The organism is Priestia sp. ABM2_011, from assembly GCF_056158845.1.
The window spans coordinates 3,673,941-3,691,996 of record NZ_JBSWUB010000001.1 but is presented as its reverse complement, the minus strand read 5'-3'; the positions used below and the strand labels follow the sequence as shown (position 1 = coordinate 3,691,996).

Annotated in this window: 15 protein-coding genes and 1 pseudogene; 11 read left to right on the top strand and 5 right to left on the bottom strand. The window is 36.2% G+C overall.

What is annotated here, in order from left to right:
* The first annotated feature begins 238 nt into the window (after positions 1-238).
* The 4 genes from ACXAE4_RS19715 to ACXAE4_RS19700 all read left to right on the top strand — a co-directional run bounded on the left by ACXAE4_RS19715 (position 239) and on the right by ACXAE4_RS19700 (position 7,787).
* Positions 239-1,660, top strand: coding sequence for a YfcC family protein (locus tag ACXAE4_RS19715; protein ID WP_028413919.1), 1,422 nt, complete (start codon positions 239-241; stop codon positions 1,658-1,660).
* A gap of 50 nt (positions 1,661-1,710) precedes the next feature.
* Entirely contained in the window at positions 1,711-2,883 is a 1,173-nt protein-coding gene (gene iadA, locus ACXAE4_RS19710) for a beta-aspartyl-peptidase (RefSeq protein WP_028413918.1), read from the top strand.
* Positions 2,884-2,976: 93 nt separating this feature from the next.
* Positions 2,977-5,529: a cyanophycinase gene (locus ACXAE4_RS19705; protein ID WP_154989186.1), complete on the top strand. Its 2,553-nt coding sequence runs from the start codon at positions 2,977-2,979 to the stop codon at positions 5,527-5,529.
* Positions 5,530-5,741: 212 nt separating this feature from the next.
* Complete coding sequence (locus tag ACXAE4_RS19700) at positions 5,742-7,787, top strand: sigma 54-interacting transcriptional regulator (protein WP_154989184.1); 2,046 nt, start codon at positions 5,742-5,744, stop codon at positions 7,785-7,787.
* A 59-nt stretch (positions 7,788-7,846) separates the two neighbouring features.
* On the opposite strand, the gene ACXAE4_RS19695 is transcribed toward ACXAE4_RS19700, so the two are convergent.
* Positions 7,847-8,923: a cyanophycinase gene (locus ACXAE4_RS19695; protein ID WP_028413915.1), complete on the bottom strand. Its 1,077-nt coding sequence runs from the start codon at positions 8,921-8,923 to the stop codon at positions 7,847-7,849.
* A gap of 424 nt (positions 8,924-9,347) precedes the next feature.
* Here ACXAE4_RS19695 and ACXAE4_RS19690 point away from each other — a divergent pair, with 424 nt between their 5' ends.
* Positions 9,348-10,616, top strand: coding sequence for an MFS transporter (locus ACXAE4_RS19690; protein WP_028413914.1), 1,269 nt, complete (start codon positions 9,348-9,350; stop codon positions 10,614-10,616).
* A 244-nt stretch (positions 10,617-10,860) separates the two neighbouring features.
* Here ACXAE4_RS19690 and ACXAE4_RS19685 read toward each other — a convergent pair whose 3' ends face one another.
* Positions 10,861-11,607: a phosphorylase family protein gene (locus ACXAE4_RS19685; protein ID WP_099000023.1), complete on the bottom strand. Its 747-nt coding sequence runs from the start codon at positions 11,605-11,607 to the stop codon at positions 10,861-10,863.
* A gap of 286 nt (positions 11,608-11,893) precedes the next feature.
* Here ACXAE4_RS19685 and ACXAE4_RS19680 point away from each other — a divergent pair.
* The 3 genes and pseudogenes from ACXAE4_RS19680 (at position 11,894) to ACXAE4_RS19670 (ending at position 13,891) form a co-directional block, all read left to right on the top strand.
* Positions 11,894-12,467: pseudogene (locus ACXAE4_RS19680) on the top strand (GNAT family N-acetyltransferase).
* A gap of 61 nt (positions 12,468-12,528) precedes the next feature.
* Complete coding sequence (locus tag ACXAE4_RS19675; RefSeq protein ID WP_028413911.1) at positions 12,529-12,978, top strand: GNAT family N-acetyltransferase; 450 nt, start codon at positions 12,529-12,531, stop codon at positions 12,976-12,978.
* Positions 12,979-13,126: 148 nt separating this feature from the next.
* Positions 13,127-13,891 (top strand): class I SAM-dependent methyltransferase, encoded by a 765-nt coding sequence (locus ACXAE4_RS19670; RefSeq protein ID WP_154989182.1) that lies wholly within the window; start codon positions 13,127-13,129, stop codon positions 13,889-13,891.
* An 85-nt stretch (positions 13,892-13,976) separates the two neighbouring features.
* Here the strand turns inward: ACXAE4_RS19670 and ACXAE4_RS19665 are convergent, their stop codons facing one another.
* Complete coding sequence (locus ACXAE4_RS19665) at positions 13,977-14,624, bottom strand: YczE/YyaS/YitT family protein (protein ID WP_099330796.1); 648 nt, start codon at positions 14,622-14,624, stop codon at positions 13,977-13,979.
* A 113-nt stretch (positions 14,625-14,737) separates the two neighbouring features.
* On the opposite strand from ACXAE4_RS19665, the gene ACXAE4_RS19660 reads away from it, so the two are divergent.
* On the top strand, positions 14,738-15,190 hold the full coding sequence (locus ACXAE4_RS19660) for a MarR family winged helix-turn-helix transcriptional regulator (RefSeq protein ID WP_013056339.1): 453 nt from the start codon (positions 14,738-14,740) through the stop codon (positions 15,188-15,190).
* Positions 15,191-15,209: 19 nt separating this feature from the next.
* The gene (gene paiA, locus ACXAE4_RS19655) at positions 15,210-15,737 is read left to right on the top strand and encodes a spermidine/spermine N(1)-acetyltransferase (protein WP_099000014.1); all 528 of its coding nucleotides are present in this window, start codon (positions 15,210-15,212) and stop codon (positions 15,735-15,737) included.
* Between the two features lie 295 nt (positions 15,738-16,032).
* On the opposite strand, the gene ACXAE4_RS19650 is transcribed toward paiA, so the two are convergent.
* Complete coding sequence (locus ACXAE4_RS19650; RefSeq protein WP_028413907.1) at positions 16,033-16,614, bottom strand: DUF2087 domain-containing protein; 582 nt, start codon at positions 16,612-16,614, stop codon at positions 16,033-16,035.
* Positions 16,615-16,933: 319 nt separating this feature from the next.
* Between ACXAE4_RS19650 and ACXAE4_RS19645 the strand changes: the two genes are divergently transcribed.
* Positions 16,934-17,602 (top strand): type 1 glutamine amidotransferase domain-containing protein, encoded by a 669-nt coding sequence (locus tag ACXAE4_RS19645; RefSeq protein ID WP_028413906.1) that lies wholly within the window; start codon positions 16,934-16,936, stop codon positions 17,600-17,602.
* A 121-nt stretch (positions 17,603-17,723) separates the two neighbouring features.
* On the opposite strand, the gene ACXAE4_RS19640 is transcribed toward ACXAE4_RS19645, so the two are convergent.
* Positions 17,724-17,918 carry a hypothetical protein gene (locus tag ACXAE4_RS19640; protein WP_013056341.1) on the bottom strand — a complete coding sequence of 65 codons (195 nt, stop codon included), beginning with the start codon at positions 17,916-17,918 and terminating at the stop codon, positions 17,724-17,726.
* Positions 17,919-18,056 lie beyond the last annotated feature (138 nt).

Below are 18,056 nucleotides of genomic sequence, written 5' to 3'. Positions count from 1 at the left end.
TAGCTTCTTAATTGGCGTTATTAAATTTTAAAAAACACCCAATTAACACCTAAAACACATTTTAATTATATCATAATTCAGAAAATTAAACGGTTATACGTTGGCACGAAAATTGCTTGTACTATATGTGAAGAACACAAGAGAAAGGAGCAATGTGTAGCTGCAGATAAGGAAGCTGCTTTTAAAGAACGAGATGTCTGTTTAAAGTTACTATTTCACAATGAAGGGGAGAAGAAGAATGAGTGAACCGCAAAAGGAAATGAGTTCATTAAATAAGGTACGGAAAAAAGAGAGAAAAATAAACGTTTTTGCTTTATTGTTAGGCTTTCTTGTGATTGCTACTATTTTAACGTATATCTTGCCAGCCGGAGAATACGCACGTGTAGAAGTAGACGGACGAACAACGGTAGATCCTCAGTCGTTTAAATGGATTGGTTCTACACCTGTTGGATTCTTTGATATGGTCAAAGCGATACATACAGGAATGGTAGAAGGAGCCGACATTATCTTTTTTGTATTAATTATCGGCGGTTTCTTTGGTGTACTAAGCGCTACGGGGACAGTAGATGTATTGATTACAACGATGGCTAAAAAGCTTGCTACTAGAGAAAAATTATTAATTCCTGTTATGATGCTATTTTTTGCGGTAGGCGGTTCTTTAATGGGGATGGCGGAAGAAACGCTAGCTTATATTCCTCTTTTAATTCCGCTGGCACTTGCTCTTGGATTCGATGCATTAACAGGGACTGCTATTGTTTTAATTGGCGCATCGGCGGGTTTTACTACGGCCGTTATGAATCCATTTACAGTAGGTGTTGCACAAGGAGTAGCAGAGCTTCCTATGTTTTCTGGAATGGGCTTTCGTCTCATCTTATTCGTAGTTGTTTATGCTGTTTCAGTATGGTTTGTCTACCGATATGCGATGAAAGTGAAAAGAAGTCCTTCTATAGGAACATACGGAAAATACAGCATAACTAATGCACATAAACTTTTAAATTCTGATGCGAAGTTAACTAGAAAGCATAAATGGATTATGGCAGCATTTCTTGTTAACTATGTAATTCTTGCTTTTGGCGTTATTAAGTATAAGTGGTACATTACTGAAATTGCCTCTCTGTTTGTGATTTTGACAGTTGTGATTGGGATTATTGGAAGACTCTCTGTTGAAAATACGGTTAAGTCGTTTACAAACGGGGCAGCAGCACTGGTTGGAGGAGCGCTTGTTATCGGAGTTTCTCGCGCAGTTCTTGTTGTTTTAAATGAAGGTCATATTGTAGACCCTATGCTTCATCAAGTATCTGGAGCGATTCAACATATTCCGGGATATTTAAGCGTCATCGGAATCTACAACTTCCAAGCGCTGATTCATCTTATTTTAGCATCTGGAACGGGTCATGCGATGCTGACGATGCCAATCATGACGCCTCTTGCAGATTTGCTTGATATTACGCGACAAACGGCAGTATTATCTTTTTCTTTTGCAGACGGCATCGGAAACATTATTTTCCCGACGGCTGGAACATTAATGGCTGGCTTAGCAATTGCGGGAATTTCATGGACAAAGTGGGCAAAATGGGTGTTGCCGTTAGTCCTTATTCAATATGTGATTGGTCTAATAGCCGTTGTGATTGCTTATTTTATCAATTACGGGCCATTTTAAGAGATAGAAAAATGTAATTTGTAAGTTGAGCTTACTAGGAGGAATAGAAGTTGTTAACCTTAATCAAAAACGCAGAAGTATATGCACCACAGCACTTAGGAAAAAAAGATATATTGCTTGCAGACAGCAAAATCATCCTTATAAAAGATTGTATTGATCATGTAAATACGTCCATTCCTATTGATGTTGTAGATGCCGCTAATCACATTATAGCTCCAGGCTTCATTGACTCACATGTTCATATTATTGGCGGAGGAGGAGAAGGTGGATATAAAACACGCACTCCTGAACTAATGTTAACCGATGCAACGACTGCCGGTGTTACAACTATTGTAGGTGTACTTGGAACAGACGGTACAACAAGAAGAATGGAAAACCTTCTGGCCAAAGCAAGAGGGTTAGAAGAAGAAGGGATCAGCTGCTTCATTCACACAGGTTCCTATCAAATACCGGTAAAAACGTTAACTAATAGCATTGAAGAAGATCTTATTTTAATTGATAAAATTATCGGAGTAGGTGAAATTGCCATTTCCGACCACCGTTCTTCTGAACCGACATTTGAAGAACTGGTGAAGGTGGCTTCCGCTGCCCGCAATGGAGGGATTTTATCAGGGAAAGCCGGAATATTAGAGATTCACGTAGGAGACGGAGAACGAAAATTATCTTTATTGAATCAAATCGCAGATAAAACAGACCTGCCAATTCGTCAGTTTCACCCTACACATATTAATAGAAATGAAGAACTGTTTAAAGAAGGAATTCAATTTGCAAAGCGAGGCGGATATGTAGATTTTACGACTAGCACGATCCCTCACTTTTTAGAAGAAGGCGAAGTTAAGTGCAGCAAAGGGTTACGCATCATGCTGGAAGAGAAAGTGGCGATTGACAGCATTACGTTTTCATCCGATGGAAACGCGAGCCTGCCGTTTTTTGATGATAACGGAGATTATAAAGGTCTTCAAGTTGGAAAAGTGTCTTCTTTATTTCAAGAAGTACGCGATGCAGTATTAGAGGAATCAGTACCGTTAGAAACAGCTCTTCAAGTCATTACTTCTAATCCTGCCAAAGTATTAAAACTGTCCAATAAAGGGCATATTCAACCCGGAAAAGATGCAGATTTAGTCCTTTTAGACAAAGAGACGCTAACAATTAAAACGGTTTTTGCTCAAGGTAAAGTAATGGTAAAAGACGGTGTCCCTGTTGTGAAAGGAACGTTTGAATAACAGGTTTTAGATATCATTTATCGAAAGTATCGCGGAAAGGATACGAGCTAATTAGAGAAGGGTATTAAAATTTGCGTGGAAAGGATCTTTCAAATGAAAAAGAAACTGGTTTCATGTCTCATCAGCTTTACATTACTTTCTTCGTTGAGTACACCCCTGCTTGCAAAAGCACAAGAAAATACTGAAGGCATTAAAGGCAGCCTTGTTATTGCCGGCGGAGGTGTAGGAACATCCAATCACGATATATATGAAAAATTTCTCTTGCTTGCTGGGGGAAAAGAAAAAGCCAAAGTAGGGATTATTCCAGCTGCTAGCACAACGCTGCAGTCTTCTGAAAAGTTTAAGGAAGACCTCGTGAAATACGGAGTAAACTCAGATTCTATTCAAATTCTTCCCGTTTCCAATCACGATTTTTCTGACACACAAAAAGATGAATCGACTTGGAAGAATCAACTGAACGACAATAAGTTATCCCGTACGATTAAAGGACTAACGGCAGTTTGGTTTGTTGGAGGAGACCAAACAAAAATTGTGGATTCCCTTCGTGAAAATAATGGAAACGATTCTGAAGCGTTAAAAGCTATCTGGGATATATATCGTAAGGGAGCAGTTATCGGAGGTACAAGTGCAGGAGCTGCAATTATGAGTGACGTCATGATTACAGGAGGAGACAGTCTAGGAGCTTTAAAAGAAAGTATAGGAAACAAGGAAAATAAACATGTAAACGAAAACCAACACAATAAGAAAGAATACGAGCCTCTATCAGTTCAAAAAGGGCTGGGATTTTTCCAACACGGCATAATTGATCAGCATATGGATGAACGAGCACGACTTGGACGACTGGCAGTAGCTGCGTATAATGCTGAACGTGACAAAGAAAAAAACTTTGCATACGGTGTAGACGAAGATACTGCTATGGTCGTTAACAATAAAGATCAAAAGGTTGAAGTCGTTGGAAGAAGCGGAGTAGCTGTATTAGATATGAGCAAAGCTAAGCTTATATCTAAGCAAAAAGTGCGTTCAGGCTTAGAGAACATAAAAGTCAGTTACTTATCTCCTGGAGATAAAATTAACTTTCATTTAAAGTCATTTGAATTTCCAAAAGATAAAGTAGAAACAAAGGGGTTTGAATATTATTCCTTTAACGCACTGCCTGCTACGGGTGTTTTTACACCGTATGGAAGATTAAAGGCTTATTTATCATATTCTTTCGTTGATAATAAATCAATGAAATCTGCTAACAGCTATGTTTATGACAGTAAAGGGTCTGGATACGAAATTGCTTTCCAAAAGGATAATGACACAAACGGCTACTGGCGGTATACTGATGGACAAAAAGATGATTATTCCATTGTAAATGTAAGAATGGACATTACACCTAAAACCGTCAAATTTCAACCGGATAAAAAAACTAGTTTAACGTATAAAAAACCTACTTTTTCTTCACCTGAAAGTCCTGTATACGACGAGATTAAAGGTAACCTCTTAATTGCAGGAGGAGCGCTTGGAAGCAGTAATTCAAGCGTGTATAGCAAGTTTATTACTCTTGCAGGAGGAAAGCAGGCCAAAATAGGGATTGTTCCTGCAGCGAGTACTAAGTTCGACTCCTCTAATCAGTTTAAAAGTGATTTAGTTAAATACGGAGTGAAGGCAGAAAATATAGAGATTTTACCTATTTCAAACCACGACTTTAAAGGAACTTCTGAAGATGAGTTGACTTGGAAAACAAATATGAACAGTGATAAACTAGCGCAAAAAGTTAAAGGGCTAACAGGCATTTGGTTTGTAGGAGGAGATCAAACCTTGATTACGGGCTCGTTGCGGAATGAAAATGGTTCGGACTCAAAAGTTTTACAAGCCATATGGCATACGTATAAAAACGGGGCAGTACTTGGCGGTACGAGTGCCGGAGCGGCGATTATGAGTAATACTATGCTCGCTGGCGGAGATAGCTACGGAGCTCTTTCGTACGGATTTACAGACACATACGATGATATGACTCAGCAAGAAGGCGGTCCTGCTTATTTGGAAAAAGGCCTTGGTTTTTTTCAATACGGTCTGGTAGATCAGCATTTTGACAACAAAGCAAGACTGGGACGTCTTATTGCAACAGCGTACGAAAAAGGAAATAAAAATCAGCTTGCGTACGGAATCGATGAAGATACAGCTATGGTGGTCAACAATTTAGGAAAACAAATAGAAGTTGTTGGAAGAGGCGGTATTACGTTAGTTGATTTAGCCAAAGTACAGGCAAATGACAAATTTCCGAGTTATTACAAAAATATTCTTATCTCTTGTATTACTCCAGGCGATAAAGTAAATATGACAACAAAAGAAATCGTCATAAACCCAGCTAAAACATCTACTAGAAAAAATGAATACTACAGTGAAAAGGTTGGGTCAAACACGGGTCTTTTCTCTCCGCACGGTGTATTAAGAAAATTTTTAGCTTACGATCTTATCGATAACGCTCAGAGCAAAGAAATAAAGAGCTATGCGTTTAACCAAGGCAAAGGTTTTGAGCTTACCTTCAGAAAAAGCCCTGAAAGCAATGGCTATTGGGCTTATACCGACGGTCAAAAAGACGATTACTCTATTGTGAAAGTAGCCTTAGATATCAAACCAATAAACGTAGACATTAAATGAGAAAAAAGTAATTCAATACATCTAGCACTTTAGCATATCGTGCCTCCACCCATTAAAGTGGAGGCGCTTTTTTCTACTTATTTTTATTTACAAAAGGGACAAACGTCCGCTAGATGAAATGCACAGCAAAGTATAAAATGATAGGTATAGTATTCCAAGACTAATCTCTGAAGGCAAGTCAAGTTAAAGGCCTGTAGAAAGGTGTCCATACGATGAAAAAGAAATTAGTTTTAATAACAGGAAGCAAGCAAACTAGAATCATTTTACACAATCAATTAAAAGAGTTGCTAGGCGATTATATTTTTATTGAATGCTTTGCGATTGATGAAGAATTACCAAGAAAAATTGATGGAGATGTTGTTCTTTATTCATCAGAGAGTATATATCATGAAATGAAGAACAGATTAGACGTTCAGCATGCACATGAAATTGTAGGAAATAGAACAATTCATCATAAGCATATAAATGAATTACTGAAAATCCCTGCCCATACAAAAGTATTAATTGTAAATGATGACGATAAAGAAACTCTTAAATTAATAGAATCTCTTTATCAAGTAGGCATTAATCATGTTCAGTTTATCCCTTTTAAAAAGCAAAAGACCTATTACGAAGGTGTTGAAATTGCTGTTTCTCCAGGTGAGGTTCACTTGTGTCCCCCATACGTAAAACATGTAATTGATATAGGCGTTAGACTTTTTGACATGGCGACCATTTTTGAACTTATAAAATCATTCGGTTTTAATCAGTCTAATCATTCAATTATTTGGGATCGCTATTTGCGAAACATCATTGTGCTGCAAAAAAAACTAATAGAAGCAGAAGGGAAAATGAAAGAACTTCACCTTCATGTAAAGAGTATTGTAAACGTAGTAGAAGATGGTATTCTTGCCGTGGATTTTAATAGAAAAATTACGTTATTCAATAAAAGGTTAGAATCACTGTTCCAGCTAGCTTCTTCCGATGCTATAGATCATGAGATTCAAAGCGTAATTTCTAACAAAGGCCTTGTGGAGTTTATTATATCGTCCGACGAGAAAAGTCAGTACTTTAACATAAATGGGTACGAAATGGTTATCTATAAGTCGATGATTGAGAAAAGCAATACTACTGTAGCAACGTTTAAAAGTGTTAATCAAGCTGTTGAAATAGAAGGAAAAGCGCAGTCAGAACTTAGAAAAAACGGATTTTCTGCTAAGTATAACTATCAAGATATTATAGGAGAACACCCAGCTTTGCTTAAAACGATTGAAATTTCCCGGAAAATGGCTGCCACTGAGTATCCTATTTTGATTCAAGGAGAAACCGGTACAGGAAAAGAGCTGTTTGCTCAGGCTATCCACAATCATTCTACACGTAAAAATGGACCGTTTCTTGCCGTAAATTGCAGTGCCATGACCGATACATTACTAGAAAGTGAGCTGTTTGGGTACGAAGAAGCCAGCTTTACAGGAGCGCAGAAAGGCGGCAAAAAAGGGCTGTTTGAGAGCTCTGATAAAGGTACAATCTTTCTAGATGAAATTGGTGATATCAGCCCGCGTTTACAAACTCAGCTTTTAAGGGTGCTTCAAGAAAAAGAAATTAGGCGGGTAGGAGGTACAAGAGTCATTCCGATTAATGTAAGAATCATAGCAGCCACTCACAACAATTTACTACATAAAATGAAAGAAGGTTTGTTTCGAGAAGATCTGTACTATCGTTTACATGTATTATCTTTAACGATTCCTCCTTTAAGATATAGAAGAACCGATATTCCTTTACTCATTCATCATTTTATCTCTAAATCGAAAACGTGGACGCACATCCATCCAGAAGCGATGAAGCTGCTTATCGAACATGAATGGTTAGGAAATATAAGAGAATTAAAAGGTGTCATTGAGTATTTACTTACCGTCTGTGATGACAACGAAGTGAAAGCAAAAGACGTAGAGTATAGGCTTAGTAGTCAAAAAGAAGATCATTCTTTGTATGAAGTTGAAAATGAATCGGTTGACTTAATCGAACTTCAAGAAAATCGTGCCCTGTTAGAAACGATAAAACAGTGTAATGATACAGGAAAAGCAGCAAGCAGAAAGTGGATCACCCAGCATTTAAAAGGCTTTACGCTTACAGAACAGCAGGTGAGAAATCGTTTGGATGTACTAGAAGAAAAAGAGTATATTATAAAGCGCAGAGGCAGAGCCGGAACGAAAATAACAGAAAAAGGACTGCATTATCTATATCATTTAAAAACAAAACAGCATTTAATCAATCCTTGATGTGCGTAAGGAAGGGAAACTTTACTGATCAAGCTTCCCTTTTCTTATTCATTTACCGTTTACGGCTGATTTCCGCCGTAAACTTTTCCTGTAGAAGAAGTAATAACACCGCTGTTTACGTTTAAAGTATAAGCTAATCCTCCAGAACCTGTCCAAGTGGAAAGATTAAAAGTGCTGCCATTAAATAATTTATAGATAGAAATATTATTAAACGTCAGCGGCTGGCCGCTTGCACAAGTGGTAGGAGCCATATTCGTTTTAGCTAGATAAACAGCTGCATTTGTAGAGCCCGGCTGTGTTACGACCTTAGCTGAACCATCTTTTTCTACCAACAGTGCTGACTGTTCATTAACAGCAATCCCTTTTGCGCTTGTTCCAGTTTCTTCTCCATCTTTAATATTACGTGCAAGAAAGGTTAAAAAGCGTCCCATTCTATCTCGTTGTTCAAAATGGGTGTCTGTTTGAATGTTGTTGTTATGAGGTGTTTGAATCAAATAATCTGTAAAGGAAATAAGAGAACTATAAGGATTGTTTAGCGCTGTTTTAGAATCTAAAGTTGTAGAGCCTGCTGAGATAGAGTCGTAAATGTGATCCCCTTGAATCATAGTACCAGCACTTGTTCCTCCAAAAGGAATGCCTTGATTAATACGATTATTTAATGCTGTAAGAGCGGGAGACCCTTCTAAAAAATCTACATAATCAGCTTGATTGCCTCCAGCAAAAAAGATGCCTTCTGCTTTGTTAATCTTATCTATTAAAGAAGAGTCTGAACCTGCTCTTATTAAATCATCGACGACAATTGTGCTAACAGAGTTAAGAGGCTTACCTATGCTTTTTGCTAGGTCGTAGATATAAGAGTTATAGGCATCAGTACCCGTCGCTCTTATAACTAAGAAATCTCCGCCGTTTGCCTTTTGAATCATCCATTTGAACGCTTCATCTACATCGATGCTTCCACCCATATAGACTTGTCCAAAGCTTGTACTAGTCGCTTTGTCTGCAGTACTTCCGACTTGATAAAGTGTATAAGGTGCAGATGCAGCAGAAGCTGAAATGGGCAGTAAAAGAGATGCTGCGAGAACAGCACCAGTAATGACCTGCTTTTTAATACTTTTCTTGCGTTTAACTTTTTTCATAAAGTTCTCCTCCTTTAGTAAGTGTTCATAGATGAACATGCAAGTTTTATACCAACTTATTAAACAGCTGAAAAGCTGTGAAAAAAGAGGTCTTTTGAAAAAAACACGGGTGATATAGGTTCTTTATGGGTTCTTATTAAATTGCTTTATAACCAAAAATGACAAGAAGAACTCTAACTTGGATGCCTAATAGTGAAAGGGAAATAGTAAAGGATATATTTTAAAAGTCCATACCTCATTGAAAAATAACCTTTAAAAACTTAAAATTATAATAGAAAGGAAAAACAAGGATAAAAAGAAGAGCTGTCCGCAATAGCGACCTATTTATCAAACAGACCTTCATTCTATCAATATCTTCATCTCTTAAACGTTTTCCACCAGCATTTCTACGCAGAAAAAATTATACATGAGAGGATCTATCAAAATGAACAAGCAGGAAAGTAGTTATAGATGGGTGGTTTTTGGAACCGCTTTATTAGCGTATTATTTGATTGTCAGTCAACGAACAGCCCCTGGACTTATTACCGAGCAGTTAATGAAAGATTTTCACGTTTCAGCATCCGTTATAGGATTGATGACGAGTATACAATTTTTAGCCTATGCAGGCCTTCAGATTCCTGTTGGTTTACTTTCTGACCGGTACGGTCCAAATCGATTTCTTATCATCGGATCGCTTTTAACCGGAATAGGAAGCCTTATCTACAGCACATCTCCCAACGAATATGTGTTAATTTTCTCTCGTTTGCTAGTCGGTACCGGAGACTCCATGATTTTTGTCAATTTAGTGTTAATTTTAAGTCAGTGGTTCAAGGGAAATGAGTTTGTAAAGCTGTTAGGTTTAATTGGGCTGGTAGGAAGTGTAGGTTCATTATCAGCTACTGTACCTTTATCTATGTGGATTTCACTTTCAGGCTGGAGAGTTCCTTTTCTTAGTATAGGTCTAGTTTTAATCGCGGTATCTTATTTGCTTTATGTCGTTTTAGTCGTAAAACCTAAACGATTATTTGTAGATGATGCTAAAGCAAATAAAGCCTCTGTTAAGACTCAAGAAAGCGTATGGGCGATCCTAAAAAGGGTAATGACGACTCGTCAAGCATGGGCAACATTTCTTTGTCATTTTGGTGTAGTAGGTACATATGTAGGTTTTATTGGCTCTTGGGGAGTTCCTTATGGCATGAATGTGTTTCATTTATCTCGCGCTGATGCAAGTCAGCTTATTATGTATGGTTTGTTTGGCGCTATGATTGGCGGACCTTTAATTAGCTGGATATCAAGCAGGTTAAACTCCATTAAAAAAATCTATTCACTCGTCCATCTTATTGTGGTGCTTAGCTGGACAGGATTATTATTAACGGGAGTGAAACCTTCATTCATGCTAGTCGTTATTTTACTTTTTATCATCGGATTTGGAAACGGCGCAAGCGCTTTGACATTTGCCGTAGTACGCCAATCTTTTTCAGTAAAAGAAGTAGGAGTTGTATCAGGTTTTGCTAATATGGGAGGCTTTTTAAGCGCCGTATTATTGCCTAGTATTTTCGGAAATGTCCTTGATTTATTCCCTGAACGCTCGCTGCACGTGGGCTATCATTATGCTTTTATGATTCCCATTTTGTTTTCAATGATGGGGTTGTTAGGTGTCTTACTAATTAAAGAAAAAGGAAAAAAGGAGCAGAAGGTGCTGCATGCTTCTTAATTCACAATGACTGTCGCATTTACAGTGCAGAAAAATTCGTATATTTATTATAAGATTCATTTTTATACTTTCAAGCAGCCAGAAGATAATCGCTTTTATAAGTGGTTATCTTTTTTAGTCTACCCCATTTCTTCAGAGTCATATAAAGCTATACTTCTAAAAACAATAGTATAACTGAGCATTCTACTCCAAATAGATTTTACTCATATCAATAATACAAAATTTTTTATAAGACAGCACGCTATTAGAATTTACTACTCAAATAAAGAGCCACATCGCGAATGGCTTTATCAGTTTCACTTTCTATTAACTCTCTGTCCTTTGTATACGAATAAAGAGTATCGCCGTGAAGAAGGTGGTCTGATAAATTTAATAAGCCCACGGCGCGTTTGTTGAATTTATGAGCAATAGCTAAAGTGGTAGCTGTTTCCATATCCACCCCGAGAAAATCTGCAAGCGACCATTCTTTTACCATATCATGCGTCTCAATAAGCATGGCACCCATACTAACCACATGTCCTTTTATATAGCTGTAGCCTTTTTGTTCACAATACCTACAGGCGGTTTCCACTAACTCTTTGTCAGCTTCTACAAGCGTTTGTTCTGGTAAATACCAGTGTGATACGCCGTCTTGCATTTGTGCTGCAGATACAATTAAGATATCTCCATATTGTACAGTGGAAGATAAGCCTCCAAAATATCCTGTTTGAATAAATAAGTCGGTTCCGCTGCCAGCAAATTGATGTACGATGTTTGACGCCATCGGACTGCCATACACATTCGCAAATCCTATATTTCTGTTTTTGAACTTACCTATTACCGTGTTCCATTTAGGCATATGAACATCAGTAGATAAAATCTCTTTCCATAAGCTTATATTATCTTCAAATCCCCACTCACCATGAATAATGAATGCATTAGGCAGCTCTTTTTCTGATAGCTTTAATACGTTTAGCCAATCTTCTTTTTCAAAATCCCCATACAGTTTCATATCGTTCTCCTTATTCTTTTCATTTAGACTAGTTGGTGAAGAATTCTTCATTTCTACCTTTTATTCCTTTAATTTTTAAAACGAACAAATACAAAATAAATGACGGTTCTGATTTAGAAATGAAGAATCGCGTGCTTTTTTGCTTGTTTTTCGACAAATATTTATGACTAAAAAAGGAATTCACTAATAATAAAAGAACTTTTTTACTAACCGTTATTTAAATTAGATAAAGCTGTGAGAAAAGATCTGTTCAGTTAATGAATGGACAAGAGGAGGGAAAGTACAGGTGTCAAATCATTTTCCCATAATTAAAACAAAAAGACTTGTATTAAGGGAAATTGTAGCAGAAGACGCAAGCAATATTTTAAAATACCTATCCGATAAAGAAGTAATGAAGCACTACGGTTTAGAGCCTTTTACAGCGGTTGAAGATGCTTTAAATGAGATTTCATGGTATAAATCAATCTTAAACAAAAGATCTGGAATAAGATGGGGCATTACTCTTAAAGAACAAGACGACGTTATTGGCAGCTGCGGGTTTCTTAATCGAGTTCATGACCATTACCGTACGGAAATTGGTTATGAATTAGCCAGAGACTACTGGGGAAATGGAATTGCTAATGAGGCATTGGGCGCGGTCATAAAATATGGTTTTACACATTTTAACGTACGGAGAATCGAAGCTTTGATAGAGCCTGCTAATGCTGCTTCACAAAAATTAATAAAAAAAACACGGTTTTATAAAAGAAGGCTTATTAAGAAGCTATGAATTTACGTGTGGGAAATTTGACGATTTGTATATATATTCTTTATTAAAACAAGATTTTGACAGGCTTCAACTACATGCAGGGAATATCTAGACATCGTTATTACGTTATTAAAAATACGTATAGCACGATGAAAGATAAGGGAGGAGAATATATGGCCCACCTTAATGTTGATATTGTTCACTATCATCCTCAATTTGCTGAGGCAACGGTAAAAATGTGGAGAGATAGTAAAGAAAAAGCGATTGGACAAAAGGAAATGCACAGTTTTGACCGTCATGTTTATTTTTTAAATCATATATTGTCAGCACACTATAAAGTTGAATTAGCGTTAATAGATGAACAAATAGTAGGAATGGTTGCTTATAAGGCTGACGAAATTAGCCAGCTGTACGTTGATGTAAATTATCAAAGAGGAGGAATTGGACAGCTTTTACTCGAAAGAGCCAAGACAGAATCAAATGGAAAATTAATATTACGTACATTTGAACGAAATAAAAACGCCCAAAGGTTTTACGAGAAACACGGCTTCAGTATTATAAAAAGAGGATGTGAAAACGAAGAGAAACTACCCGATATTACATATGAATGGACAAACAAATGAATCATACGTAATTTTAATAAAGGAGCGGTTAGTGTGAATACGTTAGCACATGAAACATAACAACGCTGCCTGTATGTTCGTGGCCCGCCTTTTACTAGTTTAGGATAGATGATTAATGCTGACTGATTATTAAAAGGAGGATTTTAACATGGTAACGGACAAACATTTTTTAAAGGCTGTAAACAATACAAATGTTGATTTTACTGGATGGGATTTTTCTATTATTACTCGTACTGGTCGTATGGATAGTGAGATGCTTTCGTGGTCATATGGAAGTGAAGCTTTTCGCCTTATTCAAAACTCTAATGCTGCTTTAGATATGGGAACAGGAGGAGGAGAGTTTTTATCTTTGTTACAACCTTTTCCTCGCGTTATGTATGCTACCGAAGGATACAAACCTAACGTTCCAATCGCTAAAAAACGGTTAGAGCCATTTGGTGTCACAGTTGTTGAACGAACTGAAAACGAGAATCTACCGTTTAAAGATGGTACATTTGATTTAATTTTGAACCAGCACGAAGCTTTTTGTGCTTCTGAAGTGAGAAGGATTTTGTCTAAGGGAGGCACGTTTTTCACTCAGCAAGTGGGAGGGTTAGACTGTTCACGAATCAATGAATGTATAGGGGTTCCGATAAATAAAGAGTTTTGTAATTGGAATTTAAAGAAAGCAATAGAAGAGCTCCAACAAAGTTCTTTTAACATCATCTTTTGCAAGGAAGAGTTTCCTGTGCAGAGATTTTATGATATCGGGGCGCTAGTTTTTTATCTAAATGCAATTCCTTGGCAAGTTCCTAATTTTGATATAGAAACACATATCGGCGGATTGTATAATATCCATCAAATTATACAGTCTCAAGGGTTTTTCGACGTAGAACAACATCGTTTTATTATTAAAGCTGAGGCAAAAAAATAGAGTAATCACACACAGAAGGCGATATCTAACTGGAGATCCGCTTTTTGTGTGTGAATGATGATTTTACATAAACGTTCTATTTCAGTTATGTAATGGAGCGTTTATGATCTTTAGTATGATTTTGTGATATACGAGAGTTTGTTAAAATGCAGTCTAATGCTCTTTTAGTAATAGGCATAAAAAAGTTAAGCAGCACGCCGCCTAAACACACGGTTAATAACGTTCCAACACCAATTGGTCCGTTTAAAAATATTGCGGCTAGTAAGAATGTGAGGTAAATAAATGTTCTTGAAAGAAATAAATTGGTTTTAGCTAGTTTTTGTATGATTAATGTTAAGCGGTCAATTGGAATAGGTGCAAAATTTGTATGTAAATAGGCTGAGGTTCCTACTCCTATAATGATTAAACCGATTCCAAAACAACATACTTTGCTGTACCAACTTTCGAACGTAATCCAATTCTTTAAGAAAAAAAGCCATATATCGATACCAAGACCTGTTATGAATGCCGTTAACAGTCCCAGTATTTCTGGCTTTTGTTTGCTTAAAAGAGAATTACCACAAATTAAAATACAGGCAAGTATAATCTCCCAGCTTCCAACGCTAAAACCTACGTTTAGTGACAGTCCAACCAACAGTGCATCAAAAGGTGAAGCTCCTAGGTTAGATTGTATCGTCAAAGCAATTCCAAGAGTTAATAGTAAAATTCCTCCTGCATAAACAACATACTTCACTGTCATCATCCTTTTTGTTATTTTTTATTGCAAATGCAACTATTTTGAGATACATTAAATGTAGATTATTTTTATTGTATTTGCAACAAAAATATGTATAAAGGAGATATTTTATGAGTGAAATTCTGCGTGAAATTGGCATGATAGCAAGAGCATTGGATTCAATTAGTAATATAGAATTTAAAGAATATGACCTGACAAAAGGGCAGTATTTGTATTTGGTGCGAATATGTGAAAATCCAGGAATCATTCAGGAAAAGTTAGCTGAAATGATAAAAGTAGATCGCACAACAGCGGCTCGGGCTATAAAAAAGCTTGAAATGAATGGTTTTATTGAAAAGAAAGATGATCTCCATAATAAAAAAAATAAAAACCTTTTTCCTACTGAAAAAGGGAAGAACGTATACCCGTTTATAAAAAGAGAAAATGATTATTCGGATAAAGTGGCATTAGAAGGTTTTACCCAGGAAGAAGCAGATACCATTCTTAAACTAGTTCAAAGAGTAAGAAAAAATATCGAAACAGACTGGGAGTTTGTCAAAAAAGGAAACAAGAGAAATTATTGATGATATAAAGGAGAGGGGCATGTCAGTGATGATGCATATAAAAAAGTGTATTCTTGAAGATGTATATGATCTTCAAGACGTTAGCTATAAAACGTTTTATGAGACATTTAAAGATCAGAATTCACAAGAAAATATGACAGCTTATTTAGAAAAAGCATTTACAGTCGAACAGCTAGAAAAAGAACTATCCAATACGTCTTCGCAATTCTTTTTTATGTATGTTAATCATGAAATTGCAGGTTATTTAAAGGTTAATATGAATGACGCTCAGTCTGAAGAGATGGGGGAAGAAGCGCTTGAAATTGAAAGAATTTATATAGGTAACAGCTTTCAAAAACAAGGACTTGGTAAACATTTATTTAATAAAGCAGTAGAGATAGCAACGACATTTAATAAAAAGAAAATTTGGTTAGGGGTATGGGAAAAAAATAAAAATGCGATTGCTTTTTACAAGAAACAGGGATTTGTTCAAATTGGATCTCACTCATTTTATATGGGAGACGAAGAACAAATAGATCTCATCATGGTTAAAACACTTTTTTTATAGTTTTAAAAAATAAGGATTATTCACTAATTTAACTGGTAGAGGATAATCCTTATTGCATACAGAGACTTTATGCTTTTCTTCAAAGCAGATGCTTTTAGGGGAAGCAGTAAGCAAACTAATATGGTTGCTGTGCCAACACATAGGAGAATAAAATTAATGTCACATGCTTACCAAAATGTTGGCTTCTTTCATTTTGGAAATTACATTTTTACTTTAATTCTATTTGAAACAACACAAACTAATTAGACATATATCGAATTAGAAGGCTTGAAAAATGAACGTTTTTACGTCCACTTTAATAAATAACGGGCCACATCTCTTTCGGATTTAACTCGTATTCTCCATTTTGCCTATACATAAAATGCTGCATAATTAACTCTCTGCGAATCGTTGCATAATCTTCATGATATTTTTTAATATGTTCATTTAATTCTTTTTCTGGATACGTTTTTCCGTGCTGTAAATCACGTATTAAATAGGCTAATATTACGTTCTTTTTCTTTCTTTGACTTGGAATAATTTTTAAAGTACCGTCACTATTTATAAAGTTTTTAACAATAGATAATTTGTCTTTATCCTGTAAATGGTTGTCTTGATTTTCCATCGAATCCTCTCCAATACTTAAAATAGCCTTCGAGTTATATTCAAGTCTTTCAAGGTCTAGATAAAAATAAATAATGTTTCCTTGTCTTCTTTGATAAACAATTCCTACATCTCTTAGCTTTGAAATATGATGAGTAATAGTTGAAGGTTGCAACCCCAGCTTATAAGCAATTGCTTGCCCGTGAAGAGGCCCTTTTTTTAATAGTGAAATAATTCTAATCCTGGTAGGATCACCAACGGCTTTATGATAATTAACCAACTTATCTAATTGCATAGCTTAATACCTTCTCTCCTCCAATTCGATTATACATCTAATTAGATAATAATCGAATTAGATGTATATGTCAAAAAAATATTTAAAGTGAAGACTTGTCACACTGCATATAAAAAATCGGCTCCGTCTAATCTTTAAAGTGTAAAAAAAATCCTGCTTCTCTATATAATTCAACTATTATTTTCACCTGTTCTTTTTATTAGTAAGAAAAAGTTACCATGTTTTCATCAAATAATACCGGGGAACATATTCAAAGAGATAAATGAATTATTAATGATACATGTATGTAAATAATAAATGAAAAAGGAATGAGTAAATCATGGCAGGAAATTCAAAAGTTTTAATGGTTGTTACAAATGGACATACGATGGAAAATGGAGAGCTTGCTGGAATTTGGCTTACAGAATTCTCTGAAGCATATTTAGAATTTAAAAAAGAAGGATACGAAGTAGTCGTAGCAAGTCCAAAAGGCGGAAAATCACCTGTGGATCCTAACAGCTTAACAGATGATGTAACGGACGAAGACAAAGAAGCAGGAAAACTTTTAGAGAATACAAAATCATTAGCTGAAGTAAGTTCACAAGAATTTGCAGGTATGTTTGTACCTGGAGGGCACGGAACAATGTTTGACTTTCCAGACGATACGCACTTACATCGTTTGCTAACAGAATTTGCTGAAGACGACAAGCTAATTGCAGCGGTATGCCACGGACCGGCAGCTCTTGTAGGCGGAAAGCTTAAAAATGGTGAGCCGATTGTAAAAGGAAAACGTATTACAGCGTTTACTGATTCAGAAGAGAAAGATACAACGTTAGATAAATACATGCCGTTTCTTCTTGAAACAAAGCTTCGTGAGCTAGGCGCCGAGTTTATTGCAAAAGATAATTGGAGCGATCATATTGAAGTAGACGGAAAGCTTTTAACAGGACAAAATCCGCAGTCTACAATCAGCCTAGCAAAAGAATTTGTGCGTGCTTTAAACGCGTAAAAGTATGTATAACCTTAATGGGGATGTCTCATGAGTGTTTGAGACATCCCCATTTCTTTAGGGTGAAATAAAATGAGAATTAAGGAAAACAAAAAGGGCGGCTATCTAAATAGCTGCCCTTTTATTTATTAGAAGATTTATTTCTGAAAATGTATGTAGTAATTCCTGTCACAATGATAACAGCCACAATACAAATGATCAGACGAACAATCTGTGTCACAAAAATATTATCTGCAATACTCATGTGTTTCGTTAGAATTAACGTTCCATAAGCAGCTAAAACAGATAAAAACATATTGACGATTCGTTGAGCCATGTTGTCGTTACTCCTTTCATTCCACTACTTTACACTTTAACATATGTATTCACTGTAAAAAATATCGAATTACAAGTATGTCAGAAAATCAGCACTCTCGTAAAAGATTCCACACGTAAGGAAGTAGCTGATATCATA